Origin of the sequence: Flammeovirga sp. MY04 (genome assembly GCF_001682195.2) — a bacterium.
GTDB lineage: Bacteria > Bacteroidota > Bacteroidia > Cytophagales > Flammeovirgaceae > Flammeovirga > Flammeovirga yaeyamensis.
On record NZ_CP003560.2, the window covers coordinates 1,962,395 to 1,978,094 of the forward strand.

At 33.3% G+C, this 15,700-nt stretch carries 15 protein-coding genes; 8 read left to right on the plus strand and 7 right to left on the minus strand.

The window, feature by feature from the left end; translation table 11 throughout:
- Positions 1-35: 35 nt before the first annotated feature.
- Together MY04_RS07915 and MY04_RS07920 are read right to left on the minus strand one after the other, a co-directional pair.
- The gene (locus MY04_RS07915; protein ID WP_066208393.1) at positions 36-518 is read right to left on the minus strand and encodes a hypothetical protein; all 483 of its coding nucleotides are present in this window, start codon (positions 516-518) and stop codon (positions 36-38) included.
- Between the two features lie 3 nt (positions 519-521).
- Positions 522-1,115 carry a HupE/UreJ family protein gene (locus tag MY04_RS07920; RefSeq protein WP_066208395.1) on the minus strand — a complete coding sequence of 198 codons (594 nt, stop codon included), beginning with the start codon at positions 1,113-1,115 and terminating at the stop codon, positions 522-524.
- A 181-nt stretch (positions 1,116-1,296) separates the two neighbouring features.
- On the opposite strand from MY04_RS07920, the gene MY04_RS07925 reads away from it, so the two are divergent.
- Positions 1,297-3,708: an ATP-binding protein gene (locus MY04_RS07925; protein ID WP_066208397.1), complete on the plus strand. Its 2,412-nt coding sequence runs from the start codon at positions 1,297-1,299 to the stop codon at positions 3,706-3,708.
- A gap of 23 nt (positions 3,709-3,731) precedes the next feature.
- Here the strand turns inward: MY04_RS07925 and MY04_RS07930 are convergent, their stop codons facing one another.
- The 5 genes from MY04_RS07930 to MY04_RS07950 form a co-directional block, all read right to left on the minus strand.
- Complete coding sequence (locus MY04_RS07930) at positions 3,732-3,917, minus strand: hypothetical protein (RefSeq protein ID WP_066208399.1); 186 nt, start codon at positions 3,915-3,917, stop codon at positions 3,732-3,734.
- Position 3,918: 1 nt separating this feature from the next.
- Positions 3,919-5,307 carry a radical SAM protein gene (locus MY04_RS07935; protein WP_066208400.1) on the minus strand — a complete coding sequence of 463 codons (1,389 nt, stop codon included), beginning with the start codon at positions 5,305-5,307 and terminating at the stop codon, positions 3,919-3,921.
- On the minus strand, positions 5,268-5,885 hold the full coding sequence (locus MY04_RS07940; protein WP_336234609.1) for a prolipoprotein diacylglyceryl transferase family protein: 618 nt from the start codon (positions 5,883-5,885) through the stop codon (positions 5,268-5,270). The genes MY04_RS07935 and MY04_RS07940 overlap by 40 nt, the downstream gene beginning before the upstream one ends.
- Positions 5,886-6,036: 151 nt before the next feature.
- Positions 6,037-6,549 carry an acyl-CoA thioesterase gene (locus tag MY04_RS07945; protein WP_066208402.1) on the minus strand — a complete coding sequence of 171 codons (513 nt, stop codon included), beginning with the start codon at positions 6,547-6,549 and terminating at the stop codon, positions 6,037-6,039.
- Positions 6,550-6,553: 4 nt separating this feature from the next.
- Positions 6,554-9,595: a putative LPS assembly protein LptD gene (locus tag MY04_RS07950; protein ID WP_158297615.1), complete on the minus strand. Its 3,042-nt coding sequence runs from the start codon at positions 9,593-9,595 to the stop codon at positions 6,554-6,556.
- Positions 9,596-9,813: 218 nt separating this feature from the next.
- On the opposite strand from MY04_RS07950, the gene MY04_RS07955 reads away from it, so the two are divergent.
- From MY04_RS07955 to MY04_RS07985, 7 genes are all read left to right on the plus strand, one after another.
- Positions 9,814-10,761 (plus strand): MlaD family protein, encoded by a 948-nt coding sequence (locus MY04_RS07955; RefSeq protein ID WP_066208407.1) that lies wholly within the window; start codon positions 9,814-9,816, stop codon positions 10,759-10,761.
- 27 nt (positions 10,762-10,788) lie between these two features.
- Positions 10,789-11,421, plus strand: a complete 633-nt coding sequence (locus MY04_RS07960) for a hypothetical protein (RefSeq protein WP_066208408.1) — start codon at positions 10,789-10,791, stop codon at positions 11,419-11,421.
- Between the two features lie 101 nt (positions 11,422-11,522).
- Entirely contained in the window at positions 11,523-11,948 is a 426-nt protein-coding gene (locus MY04_RS07965) for a Fur family transcriptional regulator (RefSeq protein WP_066208409.1), read from the plus strand.
- A gap of 130 nt (positions 11,949-12,078) precedes the next feature.
- On the plus strand, positions 12,079-12,603 hold the full coding sequence (locus tag MY04_RS07970; RefSeq protein ID WP_066208411.1) for an RNA polymerase sigma factor: 525 nt from the start codon (positions 12,079-12,081) through the stop codon (positions 12,601-12,603).
- A 2-nt stretch (positions 12,604-12,605) separates the two neighbouring features.
- Positions 12,606-13,394: a hypothetical protein gene (locus tag MY04_RS07975; RefSeq protein WP_066208413.1), complete on the plus strand. Its 789-nt coding sequence runs from the start codon at positions 12,606-12,608 to the stop codon at positions 13,392-13,394.
- A complete protein-coding gene (locus MY04_RS07980; RefSeq protein WP_066208415.1) occupies positions 13,366-14,376 on the plus strand; it encodes a DUF4097 family beta strand repeat protein in 1,011 nt (336 codons plus the stop codon). Before MY04_RS07975 ends, MY04_RS07980 begins: the two co-directional genes overlap by 29 nt.
- A 270-nt stretch (positions 14,377-14,646) precedes the next feature.
- Positions 14,647-15,663 (plus strand): outer membrane protein assembly factor BamD, encoded by a 1,017-nt coding sequence (locus MY04_RS07985; RefSeq protein WP_066208417.1) that lies wholly within the window; start codon positions 14,647-14,649, stop codon positions 15,661-15,663.
- Positions 15,664-15,700: the final 37 nt, after the last annotated feature.

The following is a 15,700-nucleotide window of genomic DNA, read 5'->3' on the forward strand; positions in this document are numbered from 1 at the left end:
GTATAGTTTACTGTAATTTAATCAATTACAACTATTTATTTTAATTTTGACTTATTAAAATCACCATAATTCTGTTCAAAATATTTTTTGGCTTGTGCATAATTTGTCATTTCCCTATCTGTAATTCTAATTGGTGTTGTTGCTTTAAAGTAGATCGTTAACACATTAAATGTAGATTTACCTATCAATTTCTGTGTTTCTTCCCATACTAATAATTGTTGTTTTAGGCTGACTTCATGTTTGCTCCCAATCCTAAGAGGGAATTTTTCGGTAATTTTTCCTTTATAAATAGTTACCTTCTTATACGCAAACATTACTCTAACTAACATCATTAAAGTAATTATTGAAAAAAGAATTAATGAAATAGCATTATACCAAGTAACCCCTGCAATTGATATCCACCTAACAGAACCTATTGTTAAAGTAGTAGTGATTATCACAAAAATACCTAACGCAAAAAAAGCAGGTGTTTTAGGGTAAACATTTATTGGTTTTATATCTTTTTTCTTCCCTTTCATTTTTTATCCAATCAAAATAATCAAAGCAGAAACAAATGCACCGCCTGTAACGAAAATGTTCCAATCTCTTTGTGTAAAAGAGGTGAATCCCATGATGATGGCATTAATAAACATTACAACAGTTACAATTGCTAATTGTCCTAATTCCAAGCCAACGTTAAAAGCTAATAATGGTTCCCAAATAGATTCCTCGCTTCCTAACAACGATTTAAGATAATTAGAAAAGCCCATTCCGTGGATTAATCCAAAGATAGTTGCTTCAAAAAAGTATCTTTTAAAAGGAACATTTCTTTGTAAATAATGAGGTTGATTTTTGGGATCTTTCGTATTAAAAAGGTTAGACAAACACACTATTAATATGGTAATAGGAATTAGCATTTCAATAAAATCCTCATTAATTGGAATGATATCTAAAGTAGATAAAGCCAATGTAATAGAGTGTCCTACTGTAAAACCAGTCACCAACCATACAATATACTTAAAGTCTTTTGTACTAAATGTCGCGATTAAGGCCAATATAAATAATATATGATCATGACCTTGAATATCTGTGATGTGTTCTAAACCTAATTGTAAGTAAAGCCAAAAATCTGACATTGAATATTATTAGTTTATAAAGTTTATACAAAGATATATCAGAATTTCACTACAAATTCTCAATATATTCTAACATGGTAATTTTATTGCTTGTAATTATAACAATAATCTTTCCTAATTGTATTATAATATCACAGAATTGAATATTTTTGATACTTAGAAACCTTACAAAGTTGATCACATGAAGTTCGCCTATAAACTTTTTCTAAGTTTTTGCCTTTTCTTTATTATTCAAGTTGCCTCTGCTCAAGATTCTTGGGACAAAATTAAAAGGGAGCACAAAGGAACAATCACCGTTTATTATATTCAGAATAAACCATTTATCTATTCACTTCCTAATGGAGGCATGAGTGGTATTGAGTATGAGATGTTCTCTAAAATGATAAAGGAGAAGAGAAAAGAGCTAAAGGCTGTAATTGATATCAAATGGCAAGCTGTAGAATCTTGGGATGACTTGTATGCTAAGATATCATCAAAAGGAGATGGTATTTTCGGAATGTCAGGAATTACTTTAACTGAAAGTCGTAAAGATCAAATCGATTTTCTTCCTCCTTACATGCCCGACATCGAAATTATTGTTTCTTCTGAAGATGTGAATATTTTTCAGAAAAAAGAGAATTTCAATACCGCTATGCAATCCTTACAGGCGGTGACTATCAAGAATTCTACTTTCGAAAGAAACCTTGTAAAATTAAAACACGAAAACCTTCATGCTTTAGAATATACCTATGTTAATAATGTAGAGCAATTAATTGACAAGATCGCGAATTCAAATGATCATTGGGGTTATACTAATTTGTCCAATTATGCCTATGCATTATCAAAAGGTCTACACTTACAAAGGCAATTATTTTATCAGACAGAAAATCAAGGATTGGCAGTGATTCTTCCTTTGAAATCATCTTGGAAAGAACCACTAACTTCATTTTATGAATCTCCTACCTTTAAACCTTATATCAACGACCTTATTAGAAAGTATTTAGGAGATAAAATTACAGACCTCATTTGGGACATATCGGCAAACAATAGTAGTCTGATAGATACTTTAAGAAATCAACAAAGAGAAATTGGTTTGTTAACTGTTGAATCTGAAATCCGATTACTGCGTCTAACACAAAAGGAATTAGAAATCTCCCAGCAGAACACCATCCGTAATATATTAGTCGCGTCTTTATCAGTTACTCTTTTGTTTTTAGTGATGCTTTTTCACTTTAACAACTTGGTAAAACGTTCCAATCAGAAATTAGAACATCAAAATCAAGAAATTGAAGAACAGGCAAAATCACTAAAAAATGCATATAAAGACTTGGAGGCTTTGAGTCAGATTGGGCGTGATGTTACTTCTAAATTATCAACAAAAGAGATTATTAAAACGGCATATACTCAGATTAATGAGTTAATCGGTACTCCTATTTTTGGGATCGGTTTATATGATAAGAAATCAAATAGCTTGAAATTTCCTTATGTTTTTGAGGGGGATCAAATTATAAAGAACAAAGCCTATGACCTCAAGGAAAAGATGAGGTTGGCTGTAATGTGTTTTGACCAAGGAAAAGAAATCTTCGTTCAGAAGTTCAGCACTGACCATAGAAATTATGTGAAAGAGGTATTAAAACCTATTGCAGGTAATAATGCTGAGTCGATTATCTATATCCCATTAATGGAGAAGAATAATCAACCTATTGGGGTAATCACGGTACAATCCTTCGAAGCCAATGCCTTCGATAGCTATAAGCTTAATCTAGTAAGAAACATTGCTATTTATATCCGTATTGCCCTTCAGAATGCTCGTTCTTTTAATAGTCAGGAAGAAAAGCAACATAAACTGATGGAAGCCAACATCCATATTATGGAGCAGAAGGAATTGATTGAGGAGAAAAACCATGAACTTCAAACGGCAAATGGAGAGAAAAACCACCTTTTAGGCATTGTGGCTCACGATCTCAGAAATCCACTTGCTAGTTCTATCACTCTTCTTTCTATGCTTAATGCCAATGAAGAAAAATTTGATGAGGATGAAAAAATGTGCATTGAAGGTTCACTAAAGGCAATGCACCGTATGAACAATATGATTGAAGAAATACTAGATGCTCGTGCTAACGCCAACAAAGAAGAACAAGCCAACAAAGAAGCATCAAAAGATATTATTTCTGCTACTGAAATTGTTCAATCTGTTATCAATGATTTTGAAACGATTGCCGAGAGAAAAGAAATTAGTCTATCTCTTGATATTCAATCGGATGGTTTGGTAGAAGTCAATGAGCAACACTGTATTCAAGTCGTCGAGAACTTGATATCGAACGCTATCAAATTCTCTCCAAAAGGGACCAATGTAAATACAGTCATAGAAAAAACGCCTGACTTCATACAGATTAATATTACCGATCAAGGTCCTGGTATATCAAAAGAAGATCAGAAAAAGCTCTTCAAGAAGTATCAGAAGCTTTCCGCAAAACCTACAGGTGGTGAAAAGTCGACTGGTTTAGGTCTTTCTATTGTGAAGAAATATATTGACGAAATGGGTGGCGAAGTAAAATGTACAAGTGAGGTTGGAGAAGGAACAACCTTTAGTTTGTTGTTGCCATATCTGTAATAACCACCGAAATTCTCATTTTTTTATGATAGCATTGTTCCACATATTCCTGTACCTACAATAGCATAAACTACTGCTATTGTAAAAAATATTTTTGCTTGCCAATCTTTACCCTTCATCCTTAGTATTAGTCCAATACCCATAAAAATGACGAATGGTGAAATAAATAAAATGATGAAAAATATAATAATGCCTTCGTGATTATTCATATTACTGTTGTTGAAGTTCCAATAATTTATCTTTCTTTTCATCCCTATACAATAGATTCATTGTTTCAAAAGGAATTATCTTATTGTCTTTATTGACGATATGTACACAAGACTTTTTGATGGCTCTCACATCAAAATTATGGGCATCCATAAAGTTCATGATAATTACTCTAAATAAATTATCATAACCCAATTGTGGGGCTTCTACAAAAGGCAAACAACAAAGTAATTGATGCATCTTTTGAGTAGCCTTATCAGTGGAAATTCCTGTACTAAATAGATCAATCATTTTATTCTGTAAAAACTCATCTTGTTCATAAACAATAGTGTTTTTACTATTATCAAGAAGATCGGTAGGATTTATATATCTAGTTAATGGAGTCACCTTTCCTCCTAGTTTTAAAGCATAACCCATTACTAAAGCATCTGGGTTACAAGGCACAGGAATCAAATCATCACTTTCAAAAACCGAAGATTGTTCTAAAATTTTTCGTCTCGTTTCTGTAAGAGTAATTCTATCTTTCGCATGATCGAAGTTTTCTAATCTCCCTGCCTCTTGAGTCGGCTGAAAAGTTACCCCACGAATACACTTTTGCTTCAAAGCATAATCAATAGTCTTACCCATTTCATGATCGTTCAATCCTTTTTGGAGCGTCACGACCAAAGTGGTTGATAGATTTAATTTATTGAGATGATGAATCGCTTTCTCTCTAGTTTTTGATAACTCCGCCCCTCTCATTGTTTTCAAGACTTCATTATCAAAAGAGTCAAATTGAAGATAGATTTCAAAATCTGGCATATAAGAGGCCAACCTTTTCGCATAATCAAAATCTTTTGCAATCTCTACTCCATTTGTATTCAACATCAAATGTTTGATGGGTAGCGATTTAGCATAATCTAGAATTTTAAATAACTCTGGATGAACAGTGGGTTCACCTCCACTTATCTGAACTACATCAGGTTCTTTTTCATTCCTTACCACTGCATCCAACATCTCTTTTACTTCCTCAAAAGTTCTATGTCGACCATAAGTAGGCGATGAACCCGCATAACATGTTGGACAAGTTAAGTTGCAACGGTCAGTAATTTCGACTACTGTTAAACACGAATGTTGTTCATGATCAGGACAAAGACCACAATCATAAGGACAGCCATAGTGAGTTTTTGTATTAAATGTATAAGGAAACTCTGGATTCTTATTATAATTTCTGATGTTTTTATAATACTCAATATCATCAGCTATTAGTACTTTTGAATTGCCATGTTCAGGACATCTTTTGAGCATAAAAACCTTTTCATCTTCAAAAATGATTTTTGCGTCTACTCGTTTCAGACATTCTGGACAAAGACTTAATGTGAAGTCGTAATAGTTGTATTTTCTTGTAGGCATTGTTTGCTAAGCTTAATAATAGATTTTGAGTAGTACAACCAACAGGTAATACAAAGCCATTGAATACTACTCAAGTGTAATATAAAAAATTCATTGGGCTTTATAAATTCGATCAAGAAGCGGAACCAAAAGTAAGAAAGCATGAACAGTTTAAAAAGTGTCCCATTTTCTAAAGTGATTCTCTGCTTTACCTGATAAAGTACAAATGCTAACCCAATTAAAAAAAGTATTTCATAAAGTGATGTAGGGTGTCTTAAAACTCCATCACCTAGATCCATTCCCATAAAAAAATTGGTTGGCTTCCCGTAGGTAAATTCATTTACCCCAGAAAGGAAACAACCAATTCTTCCAATCCCAATTCCTAAAATCAATGGGAATACAAATAAGTCTCCTGAAGACTTTTTCTCTTTTATAAATAGTTTTGTAATCTCCACCCCAAGAAGTCCACCAAATAACCCACCCATTATGGTTTTGTTATTATACAATTGAATTACATTCTCAATATTCAAAGTTGGATTTTCTAAAAAACCAATGATTCTTGAGCCCAAAAAAGCACCAATTGCCGCTCCTAAAATAATTGACTAACGATTGTTACTATCAATAGGATCAACTTGCCTTTTCTTGAGCATTCGATAAAACTGAAAGCCTACAAAAAAAGAAAGGTATTCGCTTATAAGGTGAACATTAATGGGAATATCAAATAATTGAGGTGTGAAAGGGATTTCCATATTAAAGCATTTCTTTCAGCTGCTTAATACGCTCATCAAAAGAAACTTCCGATATATCCACAGACTTATTTGATATCGTCTTTAAATAGTCTAATACTTCTGGTTGATGATCTGTACTTTTTCCTGATCTAGGGTCAATGTATTTCATCTTCGACCAAAGAACCGTTTTTAAAGATTTCTTAGCATCATCCAACATGTAATACTCAACAGTAATTGAGTTTTCATCTACGTGGATAATACTTGATTTAATACGCACCCACTCACCTACTGCGGCTGGTCTTAAATAAGAAATTTGATGATTATAAATTACCCATCCTGTTCCAAATTCTTTATAGATATCAGCAATATTGTATCCATACAATTGAGGAACTCTATCTTCTCTTGCATTAAAGAAATAATCGAAATATTTCGCATTGTTTAGATGACGAAATGGATCACAGTCCTGAAATCTGATAATAACTCTCGATTCAGTTTCCTGTGGATAGCTTTTTTGTTTATCGTGAAAGAATGGCATTTTTTTATTGGAATCTATCGTTTCTATCAATCCATGAGTTACGTCTCTCCCACTTCAAATCTTGCAACATAGCTGCTTTTACAGCGATTGTAATGTTATACGACTGACGTGGTCCAAATGGAATCCAGTTGGCTGTAAGTTGCCAACAGTGTAGGTCTCTGGTTAAATCCAGTGATGTATACGAGAATGAACCTAATTTGAAGTCATAACCAGATCTGAAAGCCACTTTCCATTTTGGTGTTAGAGAAACATCACCGCTAAATGTTAAGGTTTGAGTAACTGTCGGTTCAGCAAATCCTACTTGACTATAGTTCAAACTATAATTTAATGATAATGACCAAGGAATATCAAAGTCCATATAAAGATCAGGATTACGCCTCATCTCTTCGATCATCTGACGTTCCATTTCGTTCCTTGGCTCCATTTCATCCAATTTCTTTTCTTTCTTTTCTTTGGCTCCTTTGGGTTGTAATCTTGTACCTATTGCAACAGTTAAATTACTAAGGTTGGCAACTCCTCCGCCTGAGCCTGCTAATAGGTCTTTTGATTTATACTGACCTGTTACCACTTCTCTACCCGCACCTTCATCATATTCTGTTGAAGTAACTACATAACGGTAAGGATCCCATCTAGAATTAACACTTACATCTACTTTTTTAAGTAGTGTTGTTCTGAAACCTGCATTAATATCTGACCAATTCAAAGAATCTCGTTCGAAATCATAACCTGATGACATGCTCAAGTTATTTAAGATCATTGTCTTTTTCGATTTCCCATCTTCACCTTTTTGACCAGATTTATGTTCTAAGATGTTGTTGATGGAGAAACTTATGGCCTGACTTCTATTTCCACTAGGAGCTCCTACTAATCCGCCTTGAGATCTAAATACTTTTGTTCCATTTGTATTAGACTCACTTGTTTGTACATATTGATAATAATCAAAAGTAGGATCACCAAAATCTGGGTTAAAGTTATATGAAATAGAAGGCTGAATCGTATGTCTGAAGATTGAACCGCCTTTCATATTATAGAACATAAACATATTGGTGTTAAAACCTACTGAAGTTCTGTACTCACTATATCTTGTCAACGCATTGGTTGTATCTACTAAAACAGCATTTTCAGATTCAATATAAGTATAATCATAGCTTACAGGGTGCCAGTATTCTTTATAAGAAAAACTAGGTGATAACGTAAAGTGCTTTAAAACTTTCATCTGAGTGGAAACTGGAATATCATGTGTCACACCCCAACGGAACTGATCCGAATAATCGCCTAAGTTGGCTAATAAATCAGGATATTTACCATCTTCTCCAATGCCATCATCATCTGAGTTATCAGCACCAACCACATCAAAAGGAAGTTTACCTGCACCTAATTTATTGGTTACTTCACCTCTAGCACTCATATTATATGTAATACCAATCTCTGAAATTGGGTTAGACTTTTTAAATAAAGATTTAAAAGGTCTCGCTCTCGCCATGTTTAAACTGGCTTCTGGTGCTAATGTTGCCTCGCCTGTTTGAACATTTTGTTGATAACGACCTTGAGCCGTTGTGGAGAAATTGACATTACCCACTGAAAAACTATTACTGTAACTAATCGACGAGTTCATCGAAGATTGTAAGTAATCATTAGCGTTTTGTGAGTTGTTTCTGTTATAATCTGAATTGGCAATATTTACGTTTGCTGAGAAACGTGAATTCTTTTTACTTTCTTGAGAGTGTGTCCAACGTAATGAGTAATCGGTTTGGGTCGATACAGAACCATCATTTTCTTGGAATAAGTTATTGATGTAATCGAAACCAAAACTACCACTAAACGCATATCTTTTTCGGTATTGGGATTGTGTTCTTACACCCCATCCACCTAGTGTATAAGCAGAACCTAAAACTTGTAAGTTAAAGTAGTCTGTTAAAGCTAAGAATACACCACCATCTCTAAGGTAAAATCCTCTATCGGTCGACTCACCATAAGTAGGCATAATAAAACCGGAAGTATTATTCGTTGTTGCAGGGAAAATACCAAAGAAGAAGCCTAAAGGAAGAGGTGTTTCATTCAACTCTACTAAGAAAGGACCAGATACAATATTTTTTTCAGGAACTACCTTTAGTTTTTGCGTTTTAAAACCAAAGTGAGGGTGTTCTAAACGACAAGTGGTATACACGTTGTCTGCCATATACATTTCCTCTCCTGCTGTTTTTTTCACTAATTGAGATGTGATAATACCATCACTTTCTTCTGTTACAATACCTTTAATTAGACCTTTACCCGTTTCATAATTGTAAATCATTTGGTTGGCATTAAAGGTCGATTGTCCATCAACAAAAATGGGTTTTTCAACGATCTTACCGGTGGAATCAGCCATACCTTGTGCTTTTACAATGTGAGTCACAAAGTTCATTTCAATCTGACCCGCATTCAATTTCTGTTCACCAAACGTTACCTCTGCTTTTTCTTCGAGGTATAATGTTTGGGTTCTCATTACCATATTGGTTCGCTCTGCGGTATATTCTACTGGATTTTCAAATTGATCTTCTGCTTTCGCGATTGAATCAGCTCCCTCTCTTTTCAGTAAGTCTAATGTATTAAAGATCTCTTCTGGCGAAACATACTTATCTCCTCCTGAAAAATCGAGTATTATAGCATCGAGTTCATCAAATACGGTTTCATCTACATTGTCCCATTCGATATCATCATCAGAAACTAAGGCATTATTTAAATCGACTATTTGCTCTACGATGTCAGGATCAGACATATCTTTCCTGATTTGTTGTAACTCTCTATCCCCTCTAAATAACACTGAGTCTGAAAAAGCGTGTAGAGCAGCAGCATACTTCTCTAAAGTTTCATTTTTAGAAGTTGCATTTAACTGACGAATAGTTTTTGACAAAGTACGTACCGCCTGCCTACTTTTGGCAGTATCATTCTCTACTTTATAGAACGCGGTGATTTCTTCATCACTTATTTCTCCCGCTTGCGCTTGATTTCCTGATAGACAAATAAACAGAAAGATGCTCGCAAGTCCATACAATAAGTTTTGCAAAAAATTAAGTGTATTTAGATAATGACTAAAAAGCTTAAACATAAAGTCAGGGTATTGAATAACCGACTTCACACAAATTTAATGTAATATTTCGAGTCTTCAAGATCAAAATCCCAAAGAAATGTAGATAAAATAATATTCTTTGATAAATTTGAGAAGTCATATTACAGTTGCAAGCTACAATTGTAACTTATAAATACAAACCAAAATACTTAAACGTGGCCAAAATAAAAATCGAATTTTCTAACGAAGTAAAGGTAGCACTTTTCGCAACTATCTGTTTTATTGTGCTTTGGGTAGGATATAACTTCCTCAAAGGAATTGATGTTTTTTCTAACCAAAACCAATACTTCGTCGTTTACGATCAAACTCCAGATTTACAAGTCTCAAATATAGTCACAATTAACGGTGTTAAAGTTGGAAGAGTATCTTTTATGGAATTATTACAAGAAGAGAATAATAAAGTAAAAGTCACTTTAGATATAAATAAAGATTACACTATTTATAAAGGAGCTATTGCTGTTATTGCAGACAAAGGAATGTTAGGAGACAAGCAGGTAATTATTCGATTCCCAGTAAAAAAAGCCTTAGCTGAAGAAGGAAGTATTTTAGAAGGTGAAATTGAAGATGGAATGATAGCTGCGATTTCTAAGAAAGCAGATCCTATTTTAGCCTCTCTAGAATCTACTCTAGACACTGCTCGATTTGTGATGTCAACTTTCAAAACCACTAGTCAGAAAGTGGATGACCTACTAATAACAGCCAACTACAAAATGGCGAATATCGACACAAGATCTTTGAATGCGTCGATTCAAAACTTTGAAAAGATCTCCAATGATTTTGCTGACGCTTCATCGAACTTAGAACCTATGTTGGCTTCATTTAAGAACATTGCTGACTCTTTGGAGAATGCAGATTTAAAGAAAACTGTTGAAGAAGCACAACTATTGCTTGCTAACATGAACAAAACTTTAGATAATGTAAATAACCCAGAAGGATCTGTTGGTGCTTTACTTACCCAAAGAGAGCTTCATGACCAAATGGTAAAAACAATGGCTGATTTGGATTCTTTATTTATCGATTTCCAAGCACATCCTAAAAGATATGTACACTTCTCTGTTTTTGGTAAAAAAGACAAAGCACCAAAAGAAGAGAAGAAAAAATAATTTGATATTATATAATAAACACCTAATATGATCACAGGTAGCGAATTGATCACCCTAGTAAGGGACAATGATCTATACAACGCCATGACGGCATTGAAAAGAGATTTTCTAAAAGTGGACCCTGCTTTTATGGATCTAAGCGACGACGACTTCATTTCAATCACTTTAATTTCCCCATCTATTGGTATTGCATTAGCGAATGGAAGTGTGAGTCACTACGAAGAGATTACTTTGAGAAGAAAAGCTAGAAAACTTTCAAGAAGAAGTTTCTTCCAAAAGAACGACCCATTGGCTCCAGCTTTAAAATACCTTTCGTATAATTTTAAAGATTGGGAAGATCGTTTTTATGAATTGATCAAAATCACTATGCATTCATCTTTGAAAGCAAATAATGTGATTCTTGAAACGCTAAAAAACCCAAATGCCTTAACGGGTGATTTAAAAAGAGATATCTTAAATGCACCATTCATTTTTGTAAAGTTCCTTTCTTTCTTATTCATGGAAGAGGACGATGATCTTTTAAACGAAAGGTCTATTACAGAGGTTGAATTGCAAAAAATACAAGAGATTGGACAAAAATTGGAAATTGACAATGTGCCGATTTTTGAATCATTCTTAAACTCATTTGTCATTCGCCCATCAGGTGTGAATCAAGAATAATATTGATCTAATCTTTTATAGATTAGTGATTTATCAAATTTTGACGTTAAGTTTATTAAAGCGAGTAAGTAAAATTGCTCGCTTTCTTTTATTTTTGTGTTATGAGTAATGAAGCTATCGATATTTTAAATAATGCAGAACTAAGAAGAACTGCTAGTAGAGTAAGTATTCTAGATATATTTATGAATTCTAAAGTTGCACTATCAGAAAATATTCTCGAAAACCAATTGGAGGGAATATGTGATCGTGCCACGATATACCGTACGCTCAAAACTTTCATCAATAAAGGAATTTTACATCGTGTTATCGATGAAAACAACATTGTGAAATTTGCAATGTGTAATACAAATCATTGCTCAGAGCACGATCACTCACACGATCATGTTCATTTTAAATGCCAAGAATGTGGAGATACAGAATGTATGGATGACCTTCCTATACAATCGGTTACTCTTCCCAACGGATATAAAGCAAAAGAAACAAACTATTTAATTTTGGGTGTCTGTAAAGATTGTAATAAAGATTAATTACAAACTATTCATCACTCTAAAAAGTAAACTATAACTATTTTCAGAAATTTTCTAAAAATAAATTTCTCATCCTGCAACCTTTCAAACAAACCGAAGTCTTTAAGTTGAATCGAAAATAATCGAAATAATGACGGCAACGCTTGAAAGATGTAAAGAAGGTGATAGAAAAGCTCAGTATGAAATTTATCAGCAGTATTCTAAAGCAATGTATAACGTAGCAGTTAGAATTGTAAATAATCTAGAAGAGGCTGAAGATGTATTACAAGAAGCATTCTTGAACGCTTTCAGAAACATTCATCAATTTAGTGGTACTTCTACTTTCGGAGCATGGCTCAAAAGAATTGTAGTTAACCATTCTATCAATTATGTGAATAAAAGAAGAATTGATTTTGTAGATACGGAGACTCATCCGATCGACCAAATCAAAGAAGAAGACCCATTGGATAATGAGGCTATCTTCAATATAGATAAAATCAGAGAAGCTATTCAGTTACTTCCTGATGGGTATAGAGTGGTATTTTCCCTCTACCTCCTGGAAGGTTACGATCATAACGAAATTTCTGAAATACTTAATATAAGTGTTTCTGCTTCTAAGTCTCAGTATAGTAGAGCAAAGAAGAAATTGAGAGATATTTTAAACGCATCAATATAACCATGGAAAAATTAGAAAAATATATCCTAGAGCATAAATCGTCTTTGGATGTCTATTCTCCATCGGCAAAATGCAACGATCGTTTTAAGTCTTATTTATTTGATGAAGTTGAAAAGGTCATCATCAGTAACAAATCTAAATTAGATAGTGACCAACCTTCTGATAATGTTTGGGAAAATATCAAAAATGAACTCGAAGGAGACGAATCATTTGATATTAACCTAGATCAGCCTACTGGATCCATTGATAAATTTGAGGCTCCTACTGGTTTATGGGATAAGATTTCAACCGAACTTGATCAAGACGATCAGAAATTAGAAAGTAAAGATGAAACACCAAAGGTGAAAGAAGTTCACTTTTCTAAAAATTATAGATGGTGGAGTAGTATTGCTGCTGCAATTGTTATTGGTATTGGCATTGGCTTTATTTTCAAAACACAACAGCTACCATTAAAAGAAAATAATGCTACTGTAAAAGCTGATACCGAATGGAATCAAGCTGAACAATATTTTAAACAAGTAATAAACACCAAGCAAATACAGATTAAAAAATTAAACTATCAAGATGTCAGATTATTATCCGATTTCGATTCACAGTTGGGTACTCTAAAAGACAATTACAAGGATTTAAAAAGAGAATTGAAAACGTCTGAACAGCCAGAAATCATCAAGAAACAAATGATTATAGTTCTTGAACTTCAGGTAGAGCTACTTAATAAGCAAATGGAAATAATATTAGACCAAACCAAAGAAGATCACAAAGATGAAAAAGTTCAACAATATAATATTTAGTATTTTATTCTTATGTATTGCCACTGCTTTACAAGCTAAACAACATCCCAATACAGTAAGTAGAAAAGAAGTTAAAAAGTATACCTCTATTAATACCTCTTCTGTAATGAACATCAGCAATCGTTATGGAGATATTAATATTGAAACAGGTAAAGACATTAAAGATGTAGAAATAGAAATATTATTCGAAGCATGGAGTACTTCCGAGTCAAAAGCTCAAAGTATGTTAGAATCTATTTCAGTATCAGATAATTCTTCTGGAAATAATATTTCATTAAAAACAAATACGCCAAGTTCAGTATCCATTAACGATAGAAAAGGATTTAAAATCACCTATACTATTAAGGCGCCCGAAAGTATTAACCTAAGCCTTATTAATAAATATGGAGGCATCTTTTCCGATGATATTTCAGGTGAAGCATTCATTGAAGTGGGTTATGGCAACCTAACCATGAAGGAGTTGAAAAACGAGAGCAATGAGATTATCATCAAATATGGTAATGGAACAATTGATTATATCGAAAAAGGTGAATTCGAAACGAAGTATTTGGGTAAATTAAATATTGGACAAGCCAATGATATTATCTTGGATGATGCTTATGGCAACATTAATGTTGGAACAGCCATTAATGTCTCTGGTTCTTCGAAGTATTCGAACTTAAATATCAACAACCTTAAAGGACAGTTCAATTATCAAATTGGTTATGGTAATATTAATGTCGATCATGTTGATAAAAACTTCACAGGTATCAATGCTTCTAGTTCTTATGGATCAATCAAATTGAATTTAACTGAAAATGTAGATTTTGCTTATGAAGCTAATGTTCGCTACGGTTCGTTCAAATCGAATTTATCCACTTTAGAAAATTATTATCAAATAGAGAAAAATACTTCAGCTGAGTATAAAGGTTATAACTTGGATAAAAATTCTGACAAGAAATTGGTATTGAAATCCAGTTATGGCAGTATAAAAATCAATTAATTGGGTTATTTCAATAAAAAATTATTTTTAGAGACCTCCATTTCTTAAATTTGGGGGTCTTTTATTTTGGAACAAACCTGATGGTGTTTTATGCTATCCTCTTCAAAAAAGGTTATTCCATTATATTTGCATCTTTAATTTTTAAAAAAATGGACAAGCTAATTTAAGCGACAAAATTAATCCTCTAATTACTAAAGAGTTACCATCTTTTAACAGAGTTGAAATTTAAAACCTTTTTTTATACGTCGGCTTAAATCTAGATTTGCAGTTATGTTGAGTAAGAGAATTATTATTGCTTGTGCAATTTTAGGTACATTATCCTTTTCTTGTAGTAAGTTTTCGAAAATATCTAAGAGTAGAGACATCAACGAAAAATACGATGCCGCTCTAAATTATTACGATAATAAAGATTATTATAAAGCCTCTGTTCTATTCGAGGATATCATGGGTGCTTTTGTTGGTGCAGCTGAATATGAAAAAATCCAATTCTATTATGCTTATTCTCAATTTGAGCAAAAGCAGTATTTAATTGCAGCCCACCACTTCAAAAGCTTTTTTGAAACCTATAACCGTTCTCCTTTTGCTGAAGAAGCTTTATTTATGAATGGTTACTCTTTATATAAAGATACACCTGATTACAACCTTGATCAATCGGGTACTTCACAAGCAATTGAAGAACTTCAGAACTTCATTAACCGCTACCCTACTAGTCAGTACGCTCAACAGTGCGACGATTTGATTAATGAATTGAGAGCAAGATTGGAATTGAAGGCATTCGAGATTTCTAAACAATATTCTCACTTAAGATATTATAAAGCTGCCGCTATTGCTTATGAAAACTTCATGAAAGATTATCCTGACTCAGATTTTAAACCTGAGGCCATGTATAAAAAAATGGAGGCAGAATACGAATTGGCAAAAATGTCTGTATTCGATAAACAAGAAGAACGTTACGAATCTGCTATAGAAACTTATGGTAAATTTGGTCAGCGTTATTCAGACAGTAGTGCTTTTGCAGATGCAGGCAAACTTAAAAAAGATGTTGATAAGGATTTGAAGAAACACCTTAATAAGAAAGCAGCTTGGGAAAAAGAGCTAGCAAAAATTAAAGCTGCTCAAGAAGCTGGAAAGATTACAAAAGAACAAGCTGAGAAAGAAATTAATGATGGCCCTAAAGAAACGCGAAAACAAAAACGTAAGCGTTCGAAAAACTTGGAGCAAATCCAAGAAGCTGAAAGGGAATCGGAAGAACCTGTTGCAACTCCTACTGAGGAAGCAAAAGAATAAAATTTGTCAAAGAAAGGTCGGTAACGTTTAAGTTATC